We start from the raw sequence: 2,489 nt of genomic DNA, 5'->3' as shown, positions 1-2,489 counted from the left end.
GCACGTATACAGTGCTGATTTACCGACCAGATTTTTTGAGATAAGCCGCCATTTCATCTTCCGGAACCATGCCCCCACCTGTTGCCCAAACAAGATGTGTTGCGTTTTTGAGTTTTTCTTCGTCAAATTTCATTCGAGACTGATAAGCATGGTTATTCGAGACGTGCACTGCCCCAATCATACCGGCTAATGCAGAAGGCTCTAGATTAATACCTTCCAGTTCACTTAACTCACCCAAGTGGTGATACATACGAGCGTCATCAATGGTGTAAAAACCATCAAGTAGCCTTTCCATCGCTCTTCCGACAAATCCCGAGGCACGCCCGACTGCCAAACCATCAGCGGCGGTGATGTTATCGATACCCAGATCTTGCACCGAAATATCGTCATGCAAGCCTGTATGTACGCCCAACAGCATGCACGGTGAGTGCGTTGGCTCTGCGAAAATACAGTGGACATGCTCGCCAAATGCTACCTTCAAGCCAAATGCCACGCCACCAGGCCCGCCGCCAACACCACAAGGAAGATAAACAAACAATGGATGATGCTCATCAACCACGATTCCCAAGTCATCAAATTGCTGCTTAAGACGCTCACCCGCAACAGAGTAACCTAGAAACAGCGTCCGTGAGTTTTCATCATCGATAAAGAAACAGTTGGGATCTTTTTCTGCCTCTTTACGACCTTGCTCGACAGCAATACCATAATCTTCTTGGTGCTCTACGACATTAACACCATGCGACCGGAGCTTATTTTTCTTCCATTCCCGCGCATCCGCAGACATGTGGACTGAAACTGAAAAACCCAGCTTCGCACTCATGATGCCGATGGACATACCAAGATTGCCGGTTGAGCCAACCGCAATACTGTACTGCTTAAAAAACTGCCGAAACTCATTGCTGAACAATTTTCTGTAATCATCGTTTTCACAGAGCAAGCCGGCTTCAAACGCCAACTTTTCTGCATGAGTGAGCACTTCATAAATACCACCTCTCGCTTTGATCGAACCAGAAATTGGCAAATGACTGTCTTTTTTGAGCATTAAATGGCCCAATATTGGTATGTCGTATTGCTGCTCCAAACGCACTTTCATATTGGGAATATCCACCACTGGGGACTCAATAATGCCACGCGACGTTTCCGTTTCGGGAAACGCCTTCATCAAATAAGGCGCAAATCGTGTTAGCCGTTCACTCGCCGCTTGAATATCTTTTTCATCTAACCCGACATGAGGTAAGCCTTCCTCCAAGGAACTGATATGGGGGTTGAACCAACAAACCTCTTCAAGATCAATAAGTGCTGCCAAGAGTGGGAACTGCTTAGTCAGCGCTTCAATATTTGCCTTGGTCATTTTACCTTCCTGGAATGATGTGAGTTGAGATAAACAAAAGCGCCGCAATAGCGACGCTTTGGAGAACAACTATCAGTTTGAGCTTATGCGTAGTTTTTCTCAAACTCTTGCATGAAGTCTACTAACGCTTGAACACCTTCTAGCGGCATTGCGTTATAAATGGATGCTCGCATACCACCAACTGCTCGATGACCTTTTAGCGCTTTCAGCCCTTTAGAGTCTGCTAGCTCAAGGAAGGTTGCATCTAGTTCAGGCTTAGCAAGTTGAAATGGCACGTTCATCAAAGAACGGTTTGCTGAGTGCACGCCATTACGGTAGAAATCAGACTGATCGATGTAATCATACAGTAGCGCGGCTTTAGCGCGGTTCACTTGCTCAATCGCTTTTACTCCACCCTGTGCCTTCAGCCATTTGAAAACAAGACCAGACAGGTACCATGCAAAGGTTGGTGGCGTGTTGAACATTGATTCTTTTTCTGCCAAAACAGTGTAATCCAAGATACTTGGTAGTACCTGCTTCGCCATACCTAATAAATCATCGCGCACGATAGCAATAGCAATGCCGGAAGGACCAATATTTTTCTGAGCGCCCGCGTAAATCACACCGTATTTAGACACATCGATTTCACGAGAAAGAATTGTCGAAGACATGTCAGCAACAATCGGTTTGTCGGTGATAGGAAGATCGTTAATCTCAATACCATCAATGGTCTCATTTGGACAGAAGTGAACGTAAGCCGCTTCTGGAGCAATTTTCCATTCACTTGCAGGTAGAACCGCGACTTTCCCGTTGATTTCTGTTTTTGCATCAAACACGTCTGGTTCGCAGTATTTTTTCGCTTCAGCTACCGCGCTTCCAGCCCAATAACCACCATCGATGTAAGTTGCCGTATCGGCATCACCAAGTAAGTTTAGAGGAACAGCAGCAAACTGAGCACGAGCACCACCTTGGCAGAACAGCACTTTATAGTTGTCCGGAATATTCAGAAGATCACGTAAATCCTGCTCGGCTTCTTCTGCAACTTTGATGAACTCTTTGCTTCGGTGGCTGATTTCCATGACCGAAGTGCCAAGACCTTGCCAATCGATTAGTTCCTTTTGTGCTTGCTGCATAACTGCTTTAGGCAGACCTGCTGGCC

The 2,489-nt window shown here is 46.1% G+C and carries 2 protein-coding genes; both read right to left on the bottom strand.

Going from position 1 to position 2,489, the window contains the following annotated elements:
- Positions 1–19: 19 nt before the first annotated feature.
- Positions 20–1,351, bottom strand: a complete 1,332-nt coding sequence (locus CAG68_RS11980) for a D-serine ammonia-lyase (protein WP_161441192.1) — start codon at positions 1,349–1,351, stop codon at positions 20–22.
- Positions 1,352–1,434: 83 nt separating this feature from the next.
- Positions 1,435–2,489: 3-phosphoserine/phosphohydroxythreonine transaminase (gene serC, locus CAG68_RS11975; protein ID WP_161441191.1), on the bottom strand; the 1,055-nt coding region annotated here is incomplete at its 5' end.

It is taken from the genome of Vibrio sp. V42_P2S4T144 (genome assembly GCF_009904715.1).
GTDB classification, from domain to species: Bacteria; Pseudomonadota; Gammaproteobacteria; order Enterobacterales; family Vibrionaceae; genus Vibrio; species Vibrio alginolyticus.
This window is presented reverse-complemented; position numbering and strand designations above follow the sequence as displayed.